We start from the raw sequence: 13,786 nt of genomic DNA, 5'->3' as shown, positions 1-13,786 counted from the left end.
CGAGAAATGTCGTTCAAATTTCCTGAGCACGGCCCGGCAGCACCATCGTTCCGACCCCGACAAATTCGCACGCCGCAAACCGCCGCCAAATCCCACATTGTGAGCTTCCCGCCCGCTGCCCCGTCGCACGCCGGCAACATCCGTTTTGGCCCCGAGCATCAGGGTTTTCACTGAAGTAGAATCGCGCTGTCGTTCGCCTTCCCGTCCGCCCGCACCGCGCATCCTGCGCCCACCCGAGCGGCGGCTTTTCCCGAGCCTACCGCGATGCCCTTGCCTCTTTTCGCCCTTGCCGTCGCCGCATTTGGAATCGGTACCACCGAATTCGTGATCATGGGGCTGCTGCCCAATGTCGCACGCGACCTCGGCGTGTCGATTCCGGCCGCCGGGATGCTCGTGTCGGGCTACGCGCTCGGCGTGACGATCGGCGCGCCGATCCTCGCGATCGTCACCGCGAAGATGCCGCGCAAGCGCGCACTGATGGGTCTGATCGGGCTGTTCATCGCCGGCAACCTGTTCTGCGCGATCGCACCGGGCTATGCGGTGCTGATGGCCGCGCGCGTCGTCACCGCGTTCTGCCACGGCGCGTTCTTCGGGATCGGCTCGGTGGTCGCGAGCAACCTCGTCGCGCCGAACCGCCGCGCGCAGGCGATCGCGCTGATGTTCACGGGCCTCACGCTCGCGAACGTGCTCGGCGTGCCGCTCGGCACCGCGCTCGGCCAGGCGTTCGGCTGGCGCGCGACGTTCTGGGCCGTTACCGGCATCGGCATCGCCGCGGCCGCCGCGCTCGCGGTCTGCCTGCCGAAGAACCTCGCGATGCCCGACACCAGCATCACGCGCGAATTCAGCGTGCTGAAGCACCCGCAGGTGCTGATGGTGCTCGGCATCAGCGTGCTCGCGTCCGCGAGCCTGTTCAGCGTGTTCACGTACATCACGCCGATCCTCGAGGACGTGACCGGCTTCTCGCCGCGTCAGGTCACCTACGTGCTGCTGCTGTTCGGCCTCGGGCTGACGGTCGGCGGCACGCTCGGCGGCAGGCTCGCCGACTGGCGCCGGATGCCGTCGCTGATCGCGACGCTCGCGCTGATCGGCATCGTCCTTGCGCTGTTCGCGGGCACGATGCATCTGCCGTTCGCCGCGCTCGCGACGATCTTCGTGTGGGGCATCCTCGCGTTCGCGATCGTGCCGCCGCTGCAGATCCTGATCGTCGATCGCGCGAGCGACGCGCCGAACCTCGCGTCGACGCTGAACCAGGGTGCGTTCAACCTCGGCAACGCGACGGGCGCGTGGCTCGGCGGAATGGCGATCGGTTCCGGCGTGTCGCTCGTGAACCTGCCGTGGGTCGGCGTCGCGATGGCCGTCGCGGCGCTGGCGCTCACGCTGTGGTCGGCGTCGCTCGAACGCCGCCCGCTGGCCGCGCCGACCGAATACGTGTAACGCGCCGGCGCGCATTCGTTGCGCGCGCAACGCATTCGATCCTGACGGCCTTCATGGACCTTTCAAGGTCCGCGGTGTAGCATCCCGGCCGATGAAAGCCATTCTCAATCGTGATTTCCTCGCGCTCATCCTGAGCGTCGCGGTCGTCGGCCTCGGGACCGGCGCCACGCTGCCGCTCACCGCGCTCGCACTGACCGAAGCCGGACACGGCACCAACGTCGTCGGCATGCTGACGGCCGCACAGGCCCTCGGCGGCCTCGCGATCGTTCCGTTCGTCACCGCGCTCGCGCGGCACATCGGCTCGCGCCGCGCGATCGTCGTGTCGGTCGTGCTGCTCGCGGCGGCCACCGCGCTGATGCAGTTCACGTCGAGCCTGATCCTGTGGGGCGTGTTGCGCGTGCTGTGCGGCGCCGCGCTGATGCTGCTGTTCACGATCGGCGAGGCGTGGGTCAACCAGCTCGCCGACGATTCGACGCGCGGCCGCGTCGTCGCGATCTACGCAACCAATTTCACGCTGTTCCAGATGGCGGGCCCCGTGCTCGTCAGCCAGATCGCGGGCGCGACGAGCATCCGCTTCGCACTGTGCGGCGCGCTGTTCCTGCTCGCGCTGCCGACGCTCGCGACGATCCGGCGCGCGCCGCTCGCGGGTGACGATGCGCATCACGAAGCGCACGGTCGCTGGCTCGACGTGCTGCCGCGCATGCCCGCGCTGATCATCGGCACCGGGTTCTTCGCGCTGTTCGACACGCTCGCGCTGTCGCTGCTGCCGCTCTACGCGATGGATCACGGCGTCGCGAGCGCGACCGCCGTGCTGCTCGCGTCGATCATGCTGTTCGGCGATACCGCGATGCAGTTCCCGATCGGCTGGCTCGCGGACAAGCTCGGCCGCGAACGCGTGCACCTCGGCGCGGGCTGGATCGTGCTGGCCGGCCTGCCGCTGCTGCCGCTCGTGATCGCGAACCCGTGGCTGTGCTGGCCGCTGCTGTTCGTGCTCGGCGCGGCGGCCGGCAGCATCTACACGCTGTCGCTCGTCGCATGCGGCGAACGCTTCCGCGGCGCGGCGCTCGTCACCGCGAGCTCGCTCGTGTCGGCGTCGTGGAGCGCCGCGAGCTTCGGCGGCCCGCTCGTTGCGGGCGCATTGATGGAACAACTGGGCAGCAACGCGCTGGTCGGCGTGCTGGTCGTCTGCGTCGCGGCATTCGTCGCGGCGGCGCTGTGGGAGCGTCGCGCCGCGTTGCAACGCGCGGTCTGACGCAGACGCTGGCACCGACATTCGTGCGCGGCGTCACACATCGGCGCACACGCACCGCCACGCGCCGGCAAAACGAAAACGGCCCGCGCAAAGCGGGCCGCCCTGTCCTGCCGGACTACGCGTTACGTGTCACGCTGCGATCCGTCACGCACCCCGCGCCGGCAGGATCTTGCCCGCACACGTGCCGAAGCCGACGCGATAGCCGTCGCCCTGGCACCATCCGGCGAGCGTCAGCTCGTCGCCGTCCTCGATGAATGCGCGGCTGCCGCCGCCGTCCAGCGCAACCGGCTCCTTGCCGTTCCACGTCAGTTCGAGCAGGCTGCCGAACGAATCCTTCGTCGGCCCGCTGATCGTGCCCGAACCCATCAGGTCGCCGACCCGCGTGTTGCAGCCCGCGACCGTGTGATGCGCGAGCTGCTGCGCCATCGTCCAGTACATGTGCTTGAAGTTGGTGCGGCAGATCGACGTCGCCTGCGCTGCCCCTTCGGCGCGCAGCGTCACTTCGAGCGCGATGTCGAACGCATGCCTGCCCGCGTGCCGCAGATACGCGAGCGGCTGCGGCACCTGCTCCGGCTGCGCGGTGCGGAACGGTTCGAGCGCGTCGAGCGTGACGATCCACGGCGAGATCGTCGTCGCGAACGTCTTCGCGTTGAACGGGCCGAGCGGCACGTATTCCCACTGCTGGATGTCGCGCGCGCTCCAGTCGTTCAGCAGCACCATCCCGAAGATATGCGCTTCCGCGTCCTCGCACGCGATCGGCTCGCCGAGCGCGTTGCCCTGGCCGACGATGAAGCCCGTCTCCAGCTCGATGTCGAGCTTGCGGCACGCGCCGAACACCGGACGCTCCTGGTCGGGCAGCTTCAGCTGCCCGTTTGGGCGCCGCACCGGCGTGCCGCTCACGACCACCGACGACGCGCGGCCGTTGTAGCCGATCGGCATCTCCGACCAGTTCGGCAGCAGCGCATTCTTCGGATCGCGGAACATCGAGCCGACGTTGGTCGCGTGCTCCTTCGACGAATAGAAATCGGTGTAGCCGGGGATCTCGACCGGCAGATGCAGCGTCGCGTCGCGCTGCGCGACGAGCACCTGCGCGCGCAGCGCCGCATCGTCACGCAGCAGCGCATTGTCGCGCGAGAACAGGTCCGACAGCTGCACGCGCACGCTGCGCCATGCATCGCGGCCGAGCGCGATGAATGCGTTGAGCGTCGGCGCGGCGAACGCGTCGGCGCCGGCCGGCAGCGTCACGAGGCCCGCGCGCGCGAGCGCCGCGAGATCGACGATCTGGTCGCCGAGCGCGACGCCCGCACGGCGCGCCGCCTGCTTCGCGTCGCTGAAGATCCCGAACGGAAGATTCTGGATCGGGAAATCGCAGGCGGGATCGTTCGCCGTGTCGACCCAGCTCTTGCGGGCCGGGTCGAGCGTCGCGCGCCAGTCTTGGGTGTCGCTCATCGTTGCTCCGGGTTGAAGTGTTTCTTGATGCCTTGCCAGCATTCGAAGTAGTCCGCCTGCAGTTGCGCGGTGTCGAGCGCGTAGCGCGTCGGCCGGATCAGCGTGCGGGTCTCGAACATGAACGCCATCGTCGCGTCGACCTTGTGCGGCTTCGTCGTGTCGCTCGCGGACGCCTTCTCGAACGTGTCCGCGTCGGGCCCGTGGCCCGACATGCAGTTGTGCAGGCTCGCGCCGCCCGGCACGAAGCCTTCCGCCTTCGCGTCGTACACGCCGTGCACGAGCCCCATGAACTCGCTCGCGACGTTGCGGTGGAACCAGGGCGGACGGAACGTATCCTCGGCCGCGAGCCAGCGCGGCGGGAAGATCACGAAGTCGATCGTGTCGACGCCCGGCGTATCGCTCTGCGACTGCAGCACGAGGAAGATCGACGGATCGGGATGGTCGTAGCTGATCGAGCCGATCGTGTTGAACAGGCGCAGGTCGTATTTGTAAGGCGCGTAGTTGCCGTGCCACGCAACGACGTCGAGCGGCGAATGGCCGATGTCCGCGCGCCACAGGCGGCCGTTCAGCTTCGCGATCAGCTCGAACGCGCCTTCGCGATCCTCGTACGCGGCCTGCGGCGTCAGGAAGTCGCGCGGGTTCGCGAGGCCGTTCGAGCCGATCGGGCCGAGGTCCGGCAGGCGCAGCTGCGCGCCGAAGTTTTCGCAGATGTAGCCGCGCGCGTCGCCGTCCGGCAGCGCGACGGAAAAACGTACGCCGCGCGGGATCACCGCGATCTCGAACGGCTCGACGTCGAGCCGGCCGAATTCGGTCGCGATGAACAGCCGCCCCTGCTGCGGCACGATCAGCAGTTCGCCGTCCGCGCTGTAGAAGAAGCGGTCCTGCATCGAGCGGTTCGCCGCGTACAGGTGGATCGCGCAGCCGTTCATCGCGGCCGCCGAGCCGTTGCCGGCCATCGTCACCAGAGCGTCGACGAAATCGGTCGGCTCGACCGGCATCGGCAGCGGATCCCAGCGCAGCTGGTTCGGCGGCGTCGGCGGCACGTCGGCCGAATCGCCGAATTCCGACACGAGCCGCTGCGGGCCCGCGTACGGCTCGAACGGCCGGTGCACGGCCGCCGGGCGGATGCGGTACAGCCACGAGCGGCGGTTGTGGCCGCGCGGCGCGGTAAACGCGGTGCCCGACAGCTGCTCCGCATACAGCCCGTACGGCGCGCGCTGCGGCGAGTTGCGGCCGTGCGGCAGCGCGCCGGGCAGCGCCTCGGTCGCGAATTCGTTCGCGAAACCGCTCAGGTAGCCGGCGGTCGCCGGTTTCGACAGGTCAAGCGTCATCGTTTCCTTTCTCCATCAATTCATCGCGGCATTCGGCGCGTGCGCACCGTTTCGCCGCGTCACACCAGCCAGCCCGAGGACGAACAGCGCAGAGCACAGCACCGGCACCGCGGCCGCGTGGAACAGCGCATCGTTCGACCAGTTGAGCGCAATCAGTTGTCCGCCGACGAGCGGCCCGAGCACCGAGCCGATCCGGCCGATGCCGAGGCTCCAGCCGATGCCCGTCGAGCGCAGCGACGTCGGGTAATACTGGCCCGCGAGCGCATTCACGGCCGGCTGCCCGCCGACCACGCAGAACCCGCCCGCGAACACGACGACCAGCAGCCACGGCAGCGCATGCGCGACCGAGCCGATCAGCCCCACCGACACGGCCGCGCACGCGAAGCACGCGAACAGCACGCGCACGAAGCCATGGCGTTCGATGAGCCAGCCGAGCGACAGCGTGCCGATCACGCCGCCCGTCTGCAGCACCGTGCCGACGATCACCGCCGTGCCCGGCGAATAGCCCGCATCGCGCATCACGGTCGGCAGCCAGTTCGACAGGAAGTACAGATCGATCAGGTTCATGAAGCTGATCGCCCACAGCAGCAGCGTGACCGGCAGGCGGCCGTGGCTGAACAGCTCGGCCACCGGCGCGCCGGTCGCGGCGCGCTCGCGCACGACGAGCCGCGTGTTCGCATCGATGCCGGCCTGCGGCGCGAAGCGCGCGAGCCAGTCGCGCGCCTGCGCGACGCGCCCTTTCAGCACCAGGAACTGCAGCGACTCGGGCAGCCGCGCGACCATCGCGACCGTGAGCACGAGCGGCACCGCGCCGCCGACGTAGAACACCGAACGCCAGCCGAGCGCCGGAATCAGCGCGGCGCTGATGAAGCCGCCGAGCGCAGCGCCGAGCGTGAAGCCGCACGACACCATCATCATCCGCTTCACGCGATGCGCGGCCGGACTGAACTCGCCGACCAGCGCCATCGCGTTCGGCATGATGCAGCCGAGGCCGAGGCCCGTGACGAAGCGCAACGCCATCAGCACGGGAATCGAGCTTGCGAACGGCGTCGCGAGCATCGTCACCGCGAAGAACAGCGTCGAGCCGATCAGCACCGGGCGCCGCCCGATCCGGTCGGCCAGCACCGACAGCCCGAGCGCACCGAGCAGCATCCCGAACAGGCTCGCGCTGAACACCGGGCCGAGCGCCTGCTTCGGCACACCCCATTCGGCAATCACGCTCGGTGCGACGTAGCCCATCGCCTGCGCATCGAAACCGTCGATCACGAGGCACAGCCCGCACAACGCGAGCAGCATCCAGTGAAAGCCCGGGCGATGGGTCTCGTCGATCACGCGCTCGACTTCGAGCACGCGCGCGTCGGCCGGCGCCGCGCTCATTGCGCGACCTCGGCGGCCGGATGCACGGGCGGCGTCACGCCCTGGCGCGCGAGCGCCATCGCTTCGCGCAGCACGTCGGCGTCGCCGATCTGGTTCGCGAGCAGCAGGATCAGCTTCGCGTTGACGAGCTGGCTGTCGGCGTCGGACAGGTCGCGATGCATGTCGATCAGCGCTTCATAGAACGCGTCCGGATCGGCCAGGCGCGGGCGGGTGTCGAGTGAGGGCATGACGGAGTCTCCGGTGTTTTTTTCGTGTCCAATGCGGTATTCAGCGTGCGCAGGTCGCGCGCGCCAGTGCGTCGGCAAGCGCCTGACGGTCGAGCGTGCGCATGCGTGCGCAGACATGCTGGTCGGGACGCAGCAGGTAGAACGTGCCGGGCTTCGCGTCATAGCGTTGCGCGGCGAAACCGCCGACGTCCTCCACGACGTCGATGCCGGCCACCGGCTGCGCGTGCCCGGCCGGCACGACGAGCACCGGCCGCACCGGCAGCGCGAGGCCTTCGACGGCCTGCGCGAGCGCGGCCGCGTCGCCCGGCAATCCGAACAGCACGCCGGTGAAGCCGCCGCGCAGGTGCTGCAGCAGCCAGCCCGCCGCACCCTTTGCGCGCACCGGCGCATCGGCTGCCGCCGCGCCCGGCCGCATCGCGCATGCGAATGCGTCGCCGTCGCGGTCCGGCGTGTTCAGCGGCGAATCGGCCAGCACGGCCGGCACCGACAGGCGGCCGCTGTTCACGAGCTTGCGCGCGAATTCGCAATCGCGCGCGAGCTTCAGCGTCGCGTCGCGGAACACGCGCGACACCGGGCTTTTCGGCGTGATGAAATCGGTCGAGCGCGTCGAGTTGCGGATGTTCTCGTCTGCCGCGAACTCGCGCTCGCTCGCGTACGTATCGAGCAGGCGGTCGGCCGAGCGGCCGTCGAGCACGAGCTTCAGCTTCCACGCGAGGTTGTCCGCATCCTGCACGCCGCTGTTCGCGCCGCGCGCGCCGAACGGCGACACGCCGTGCGCGGAGTCGCCCGCGAACAGCACGCGGCCGTGACGGAACGACTCCATCCGCTGGCAGCGGAACGTGTAGACGCTCACCCATTCGAGCTCGAACTCGGCGTCCGGCCCCAGCAGCGCGCGCACGCGCGGGATCACGCGCTCCGGCTGCTTCTCGGCGACGGGATCGGCGTCCCAGCCGAGCTGGAAGTCGATGCGCCACACATTGTCGGGCTGGCGGTGCAGCAGCACCGACTGGTTCGGGTGGAACGGCGGATCGAACCAGAACCAGCGCTCGGTCGGAAACTCCGCCTTCATCTTCACGTCGGCGATCAGGAAGCGGTCCTTGAACGTACGGCCGTGGCTTTCGAGGCTCATCATCGTGCGCATCGGGCTGCGCGAGCCGTCGGCCGCGATCACGTATTGCGCGCGCAGCGTCGCGACGCCGTCCGGCGTCTCGATCGTCAGCACCGCATGCTCGGCCGATTGCTCGACGCCCGTCACCTTGTGCTTCCAGCGGATGTCGATGTTCGGCAGCTCGAACGCGCGATCGGCCAGATAGCCTTCGACGTAGTACTGCTGCAGGTTGATGAACGCGGGGCGTGCATGCCCTTCCTCGGGCAGCAGGTCGAATGCATACAGTTGCTCGTCCTGCAGGAACACCTTGCCGACGTGCCAGCTCACGCCCTTGTCGACGAAGCGCTCGCCGCAGCCGAGCCGGTCGAAGATCTCGAGCGTGCGCTTCGCGAAGCAGATCGCGCGCGAGCCGGTGGACAGCGTGTCGTCGTCGTCGAGCAGCACGACGGACACGCCCTGCTGCGCGAGGTCGATCGCGGCCGACAGGCCCACCGGGCCCGCGCCGACGACGATCACCGGGTGAACGGCCGCGTCATGCGCGCGCGGACGGTACTCGAACTTCAGCGTCTGGTAATCGATGCTCATGGTCGCCATCCGCTCCTCAACCCTGCCGTGCGCGCGCCGGCGCGCCTGTCGTCCCGCCCGTCGCCTGCCGGCGCTCCCGCCCGCCTTTCCTGTCAACCGCCACGTCTCGCTCCTTGCTTCCTGTTGATTCGCGAACGGCGCCGTCGAGCGGCGCCCGAATGCCGCATTTCTTGATCGGCGACAAATCCTGGATTTACGAATAGTAAAACCAATTACGAATAGTGAAATCAACGTAAACCCTAGGCGCGGGCTCGAGAACGGGATAACCATATGAGCGAAACGCCGAGCCGAGCGTGGCGCGCGCTGCTAATATCCAGATACGAGGCGGCCCGTTCGGCCGCCGTTTTTCCTTCATACGCCGATGATTCCGCCCACCATTCCCGAGCTGGTCGCCCGTGCCGGGCAACTGCCGTATCTGCGGGATCACCTCGCGCTTGCCGAAGGCGGCACCGCGAGCGCGAATCTGCCCGAGCGCACGCTCGGCAGCGCCTACGAACCGATCTACGACGTGACGATGCCCGGCGCGCCGCAATCGACGTCGTTCACCGACGCGATCGAGCGCTACGGCGACGAACTCGGCTTCCAGGCTGTTACGGTCGTCACCGGTGCCGCACACGATCCGGTCGACTCGGCCGTCGACGACCAGACGCTCGTCGCGATCGACCGCCTGTCGCGCGCGCTGCACGCGATCAACTTCTTCGGCGCGCAGCGCCACGGGCTGCTGTTCCTGCGCGTGCACGAACGGCTGCTCAAGAGCGTGAAGTACGACCACGGCAAGCATTTCTCGTCGGTGCTGCAGCGCTTCGGGCTGCCGACCGAACGGATCGTGATCGAGCTGCCGGCGGTCGCGGTCGCGCACAAGACCTTCCTCGGCTACCTGACGCGCAGCTACCAGCATCACGGCTTCAAGGTCGCGGACAAGCTGCCCGATCCGGGCCGCATCCTCGCGGTCGAATCGGACATGGCGCGGCCCGACTACATCAAGATGGATGCGGGCATCGCGTTGCGCGACGGGATGGTCAAGGCGCTCGTCGCGTATGCGCAGCGCGTGCGGATTCCGCTCATCTTCGACGGTGTCGTCGACGAGACGCAGTGCGAGCTGCTGCGCCAGCACGACGTGCGGTTCATGCAGGGGCCCGCATTTGCGAAGGTCGTGACGGCCTGAACGGATGGGGCGGCAGGCGCGCGCGGAGAGCGGCGCACCGGATGCCGGATGCCTGTTGCGGGTGTTGTGCTGATTGCGGAATAGCGAGATCGGGTCGCGTGGCGCGACCCGCTGCCCGACGTCTGCGCGTCGGCGCGTCTGGCGCGTCTGGCGCGTCTGGTGCGTCTGGTGCGTCTGCGCGTCTGCGCGTCTGCGCGTCTGCGCGTCTGCGCGTCTGCGCCGATGGTTACCGCTTACGCTCGTCCGCCATCGTCGTACTTGGGCAGATCGTCGTCGATCTCAATGCCCGGGAAACGATCCCCATACCAGACGTGCCACGCCGGGCGCAGCCGCGACGGCTCGTCGAGCGTCGCATAATTGATCTCGACCGTTTTCGGCGCGTCGCCAAGCCGGTATTCGAGCTGCGCGCCGCAACGGCCGCAGAAGCGCCGCTCGCCCCACGCGCTCGACGCGTAGACGGTCGGCTCGCCCTGCAGGTATTCGAACGCGTCGATCGGCACCGATGCCGATGCGACGACCGCCGCGCCGGTCGTGCGCTGACAGAGCCGGCAGTGGCAGAAGCCGGCATCGGTCGGAACGTGGGCGATACGGTAGCGGATCGCGCCGCACGCGCATCCGCCTTCCATTGATTCCGGGTGAGACATCGCAAACCTCGTCGTCGGGAAGCTGGCGAACGATGATGAGCGCGGTTCGACCGCAGCACAAGAGACGGCGGCAGCCCTCACCCGCTCCACCCTCTCTCACCAACCGGAGCCGAAACCGCTGCGGCGCGACGGCGATGGCCGCGCGCCGCGTTGCTCACGCCGTCTGCCCAAGCCGCTGCGCGAGCGCTTTCAGCTTCGGCCCGACCTGCGTACGGAACACGTCCTCGTTCATCGACGATGCGGGGCCGCTGCAGCTCAGGATCAGCCAGCGCCCCTCGCGCGGCTCGCGAAACGGCACGGCCGCCGCGTTCACGTCCATGTGCCACGCGCGGAACGAATAGCAGCAACCGCCCGCCGAAAACTCGGCCACCGCTTGCTGTGCGGCGGCGACGAGCGCATCGGCGTCGGCCGCGCCGCCGGCCGCGCGATGCAGTTCCGCATAAAGCGCGCGGCGCACGTCCTCCGGCTGCACGGCCAGGTACGCGCGCCCCATCGAACTCGTCAGCATCGACAGCCGCGAACCGGGCGCGAGCCCGAGCGTCAGCGCGGTCTCGCTGCGAATCGTTTCCAGATAGATCATGTCGAGCCCGTCGCGACAGCCGAGCGATACGGCCGCGCCGATCTCGCGCGCGAGCGCCTGCATGTGCGGCCGCGCGAGATCGATCGTCCCCGAGCCCGACAGCAGCGCGTAGCCGAGCGACAGCACGCCGGCGTCGAGCGCATACTTTCCGAGCGTCTCGTCGTAGCGCAGGTAGCCGAGCACGGTCAGCGTATAGGCCAGCCGGTTCACGGTCGCCTTCGGCAGCCCCGTGCGCTCCGCGAAGTCACGGTTGCCGAGCATCGTCTCGCCGGGCCGGAATGCGCGCAGCAGGTCGAGCCCGCGCGCGAGCGCGACGACGAACTTGCGTTCGTCGATCATGGTTTCGTCGATGGTTGAAAGTGTCATCTGGTGCTACACTGGGTTCGATTTGCAAAACATTGTTCCGCACAGCGGAACTTCAGTCAAGCGATCATTTGGCATGAGCCCGGCCAAACCGGGGACGACCGCAAAGCATGGGGTCCGCGTAAGCGCTGAAGCGCCAACGCGGACCGACAGGAGATGAGACGATGAGTGCTGCAACTTTTCATTGGGACGATCCGCTGCTGCTCGACCAGCAACTGACCGAGGAAGAGCGGATGGTGCGCGATGCCGCGCAGGCTTACGCGCAGGACAAGCTCGCGCCGCGCGTCACCGAAGCGTTCCGCCACGAACGCACCGACGCAGCCATCTTCCGCGAGATGGGTGAAGTCGGCCTGCTCGGCCCGACGATTCCGGAGGAATACGGCGGCCCCGGCCTCAATTACGTGAGCTACGGGCTGATCGCGCGCGAAGTCGAGCGCGTCGATTCGGGCTACCGGTCGATGATGTCCGTGCAGTCGTCGCTCGTGATGGTGCCGATTCACGAATTCGGCTCGGACGCGCAGAAGCAGAAATACCTGCCGAAACTCGCGACCGGCGAATGGATCGGCTGCTTCGGGCTGACCGAGCCGAACCACGGCTCCGATCCGGGCAGCATGGTCACGCGCGCGAAGAAGGTGCCCGGCGGCTACTCGCTGTCCGGCGCGAAGATGTGGATCACGAATTCGCCGATCGCCGACGTGTTCGTCGTGTGGGCGAAGCTCGAAGAGAACGGCAAGGACGCGATCCGCGGCTTCATCCTCGAGAAGGGCTGGAAAGGCCTGTCGGCGCCCGCGATCCACGGCAAGGTCGGGCTGCGCGCATCGATCACCGGCGAAATCGTCCTCGACGAGGTGTTCGTACCCGAAGAGAACCTGATGCCGAACGTGAGCGGCCTGCGCGGCCCGTTCACCTGCCTGAACTCGGCGCGCTACGGGATCGCATGGGGCGCGCTCGGCGCCGCCGAATCGTGCTGGCACACCGCGCGCCAGTACGTGCTCGACCGCCAGCAGTTCGGCCGGCCGCTTGCCGCGAACCAGTTGATCCAGAAGAAGCTCGCCGACATGCAGACCGAAATCACGCTCGGCCTGCAAGGCGTGCTGCGCCTCGGCCGGATGAAGGACGAAGGCACGGCGGCCGTCGAGATCACGTCGATCATGAAGCGCAATTCGTGCGGCAAGTCGCTCGACATCGCCCGGCTCGCGCGCGACATGCTCGGCGGCAACGGCATCTCCGACGAATTCGGCGTCGCGCGCCACCTCGTGAATCTCGAAGTGGTCAACACGTACGAAGGCACGCACGACATCCACGCGCTGATCCTCGGCCGCGCGCAGACAGGCATCCAGGCATTCTTCTGATCGTCCGGATGCGGCGCGCCCGGCAGCGATGCCGCGTACGCGCAAGAAGATACGGCCCGCCCGGCATGACTGCCGGGCGGGCCGTTTTTCATCCGATATCGGATCCGCGATCCGGGCCGCCGGCCCGGTACCGCGTTCACGCGCCGATGCTTACTTGTTCGGCTGCGGCGTGAGGCGCAGATACGGACGCACCGCATTGAAGCCCTTCGGGAAACGCTTCTTCAGCTCTTCCGGATCCTGCAGCGACGGCACGATCACGACATCGTCGCCGTCCTTCCAGTTGCCGGGCGTCGCGACCTTGTAGTTGTCGGTCAGTTGCAGCGAGTCGATCACGCGCAGCACTTCGTCGAAGTTGCGGCCCGTGCTGGCCGGATAGGTGATGGTGAGCCGCACCTTCTTGTTCGGGTCGATCACGAACAGCGAGCGCACCGTCAGCGTTTCGTTCGCGTTCGGATGGATCATGTCGTACAGCTGCGAAACCTTGCGGTCCGCATCGGCAATGATCGGGAAGCCGACGACCGTCGACTGCGTTTCGTTGATGTCGTTGATCCAGCCCTTGTGCGATTCGACGCCGTCGACCGACAGCGCGATCACCTTCACGTTGCGTTTCTCGAATTCGCCCTTCAGCTTCGAGGTCAGCCCGAGTTCCGTCGTGCACACCGGCGTGTAGTCGGCCGGGTGGGAGAACAGGACGCCCCAGCTGTCGCCGAGCCACTCGTGAAACTTGATCGGGCCCAGGCTCGATTCCTGCTCGAAATCCGGTGCGATGTCGCCAAGACGCAGACTCATGATGTTCCCTCCTCGAACGATGCTGGTTGAAACCGCGCGCCGTATGGCACGGGACAGTCCATCAGCTTACGGGAAGCAATGGGCCGTGCGAACGATTATTCCGTTTGATATTCATACTTTTTTGTCATTT

The 13,786-nt window shown here is 67.9% G+C and carries 12 protein-coding genes; 4 read left to right on the top strand and 8 right to left on the bottom strand.

The features are described 5' to 3' along the window. Positions 1-264: 264 nt before the first annotated feature. Together MRS60_RS03790 and MRS60_RS03785 are read left to right on the top strand one after the other, a co-directional pair. Positions 265-1,434 (top strand): MFS transporter, encoded by a 1,170-nt coding sequence (locus MRS60_RS03790; protein ID WP_034182844.1) that lies wholly within the window; start codon positions 265-267, stop codon positions 1,432-1,434. Between the two features lie 91 nt (positions 1,435-1,525). Then, positions 1,526-2,686 carry an MFS transporter gene (locus MRS60_RS03785; RefSeq protein ID WP_034182843.1) on the top strand — a complete coding sequence of 387 codons (1,161 nt, stop codon included), beginning with the start codon at positions 1,526-1,528 and terminating at the stop codon, positions 2,684-2,686. A 144-nt stretch (positions 2,687-2,830) separates the two neighbouring features. Here the strand turns inward: MRS60_RS03785 and fahA are convergent, their stop codons facing one another. The 5 genes from fahA to MRS60_RS03760 are packed head-to-tail and all read right to left on the bottom strand — an operon-like array spanning position 2,831 to position 8,772. Then, the gene (fahA, locus tag MRS60_RS03780; protein WP_243565227.1) at positions 2,831-4,135 is read right to left on the bottom strand and encodes a fumarylacetoacetase; all 1,305 of its coding nucleotides are present in this window, start codon (positions 4,133-4,135) and stop codon (positions 2,831-2,833) included. After that, complete coding sequence (gene hmgA / locus MRS60_RS03775; RefSeq protein ID WP_175748740.1) at positions 4,132-5,466, bottom strand: homogentisate 1,2-dioxygenase; 1,335 nt, start codon at positions 5,464-5,466, stop codon at positions 4,132-4,134. The genes fahA and hmgA overlap by 4 nt, the downstream gene beginning before the upstream one ends. A gap of 15 nt (positions 5,467-5,481) precedes the next feature. Further along, positions 5,482-6,843 carry an MFS transporter gene (locus tag MRS60_RS03770; protein ID WP_243565226.1) on the bottom strand — a complete coding sequence of 454 codons (1,362 nt, stop codon included), beginning with the start codon at positions 6,841-6,843 and terminating at the stop codon, positions 5,482-5,484. Then, positions 6,840-7,070, bottom strand: a complete 231-nt coding sequence (locus MRS60_RS03765) for a DUF2783 domain-containing protein (protein WP_021157152.1) — start codon at positions 7,068-7,070, stop codon at positions 6,840-6,842. Before MRS60_RS03765 ends, MRS60_RS03770 begins: the two co-directional genes overlap by 4 nt. Before the next feature lie 40 nt (positions 7,071-7,110). After that, positions 7,111-8,772 (bottom strand): FAD-dependent oxidoreductase, encoded by a 1,662-nt coding sequence (locus MRS60_RS03760; RefSeq protein ID WP_243565225.1) that lies wholly within the window; start codon positions 8,770-8,772, stop codon positions 7,111-7,113. Positions 8,773-9,124: 352 nt separating this feature from the next. On the opposite strand from MRS60_RS03760, the gene MRS60_RS03755 reads away from it, so the two are divergent. Then, positions 9,125-9,928, top strand: coding sequence for an EAL domain-containing protein (locus tag MRS60_RS03755; RefSeq protein ID WP_034182837.1), 804 nt, complete (start codon positions 9,125-9,127; stop codon positions 9,926-9,928). 233 nt (positions 9,929-10,161) lie between these two features. On the opposite strand, the gene MRS60_RS03750 is transcribed toward MRS60_RS03755, so the two are convergent. Continuing rightward, positions 10,162-10,572, bottom strand: a complete 411-nt coding sequence (locus tag MRS60_RS03750) for a GFA family protein (RefSeq protein ID WP_131948313.1) — start codon at positions 10,570-10,572, stop codon at positions 10,162-10,164. A gap of 154 nt (positions 10,573-10,726) precedes the next feature. Beyond that, a complete protein-coding gene (locus tag MRS60_RS03745) occupies positions 10,727-11,518 on the bottom strand; it encodes an IclR family transcriptional regulator (RefSeq protein WP_243565224.1) in 792 nt (263 codons plus the stop codon). A 161-nt stretch (positions 11,519-11,679) separates the two neighbouring features. On the opposite strand from MRS60_RS03745, the gene MRS60_RS03740 reads away from it, so the two are divergent. Next, positions 11,680-12,867: an acyl-CoA dehydrogenase gene (locus tag MRS60_RS03740; protein ID WP_034182834.1), complete on the top strand. Its 1,188-nt coding sequence runs from the start codon at positions 11,680-11,682 to the stop codon at positions 12,865-12,867. Between the two features lie 150 nt (positions 12,868-13,017). On the opposite strand, the gene MRS60_RS03735 is transcribed toward MRS60_RS03740, so the two are convergent. Next, positions 13,018-13,656, bottom strand: coding sequence for a peroxiredoxin (locus MRS60_RS03735; protein ID WP_034182833.1), 639 nt, complete (start codon positions 13,654-13,656; stop codon positions 13,018-13,020). Positions 13,657-13,786 lie beyond the last annotated feature (130 nt).

The sequence above is a fragment of the Burkholderia pyrrocinia genome (genome assembly GCF_022809715.1).
In the GTDB taxonomy this organism is placed as follows: Bacteria; Pseudomonadota; Gammaproteobacteria; order Burkholderiales; family Burkholderiaceae; genus Burkholderia; species Burkholderia pyrrocinia_C.
This window is presented reverse-complemented; position numbering and strand designations above follow the sequence as displayed.

Coding starts and splice junctions, on each gene's coding strand:
- MRS60_RS03790 (WP_034182844.1), top strand. CDS start 265: ATGCCCTTGCCTCTTTTCGCCCTTGCCGTCGCCGCATTTGGAATCGGT.
- MRS60_RS03785 (WP_034182843.1), top strand. CDS start 1,526: ATGAAAGCCATTCTCAATCGTGATTTCCTCGCGCTCATCCTGAGCGTC.
- fahA (WP_243565227.1), bottom strand. CDS start 4,135: ATGAGCGACACCCAAGACTGGCGCGCGACGCTCGACCCGGCCCGCAAG.
- hmgA (WP_175748740.1), bottom strand. CDS start 5,466: ATGACGCTTGACCTGTCGAAACCGGCGACCGCCGGCTACCTGAGCGGT.
- MRS60_RS03770 (WP_243565226.1), bottom strand. CDS start 6,843: ATGAGCGCGGCGCCGGCCGACGCGCGCGTGCTCGAAGTCGAGCGCGTG.
- MRS60_RS03765 (WP_021157152.1), bottom strand. CDS start 7,070: ATGCCCTCACTCGACACCCGCCCGCGCCTGGCCGATCCGGACGCGTTC.
- MRS60_RS03760 (WP_243565225.1), bottom strand. CDS start 8,772: ATGGCGACCATGAGCATCGATTACCAGACGCTGAAGTTCGAGTACCGT.
- MRS60_RS03755 (WP_034182837.1), top strand. CDS start 9,125: ATGATTCCGCCCACCATTCCCGAGCTGGTCGCCCGTGCCGGGCAACTG.
- MRS60_RS03750 (WP_131948313.1), bottom strand. CDS start 10,572: ATGTCTCACCCGGAATCAATGGAAGGCGGATGCGCGTGCGGCGCGATC.
- MRS60_RS03745 (WP_243565224.1), bottom strand. CDS start 11,518: ATGACACTTTCAACCATCGACGAAACCATGATCGACGAACGCAAGTTC.
- MRS60_RS03740 (WP_034182834.1), top strand. CDS start 11,680: ATGAGTGCTGCAACTTTTCATTGGGACGATCCGCTGCTGCTCGACCAG.
- MRS60_RS03735 (WP_034182833.1), bottom strand. CDS start 13,656: ATGAGTCTGCGTCTTGGCGACATCGCACCGGATTTCGAGCAGGAATCG.